Here is a 440-nt window from a genome sequence, read left to right on the forward strand (position 1 = left end):
CCTACGGGTGGCTGCAGCAAGGAATCTTCCCCAATGGCCGCACGGCTGAGGGAGCAACGCCGCGTGGAGGACGACGGCCTTCGGGTTGTAAACTCCTTTTCGGGGGGACGAGAGGGACGGTACCCTCGGAACAAGCCCCGGCTAACTCTGTGCCAGCAGCCGCGGTAAGACAGAGGGGGCAAGCGTTGTCCGGACTTACTGGGCGTACAGCGCGCGCAGGCGGTCGAGTATGTGGCGGGTGACATTCCGGGGCTTAACCCCGGACGGCGCCGGTAGACAGCTGGACTGGAGGCAGGGAGAGGGCAGTGGAATACCCGGTGGAGCGGTGAAATGCGTAGAGAGCGGGTGGAACACCAGCGGCGAAGGCGGCTGCCTGGCCCTGGCCTGACGCTGAGGCGCGAGAGCGTGGGGAGCGAACGGGATTAGATACCCCGGTAGTC

General features: G+C 65.7%; 1 rRNA gene. It reads left to right on the plus strand.

Annotated features, from left to right (window positions below):
- Nucleotides 1–440: ribosomal RNA gene (locus tag AY633_RS10405) — 16S ribosomal RNA — on the plus strand; the annotation flags it as partial.

The sequence above is a fragment of the Planococcus maritimus genome (genome assembly GCF_001592825.1).
Lineage (GTDB): Bacteria > Bacillota > Bacilli > Bacillales_A > Planococcaceae > Planococcus > Planococcus maritimus_C.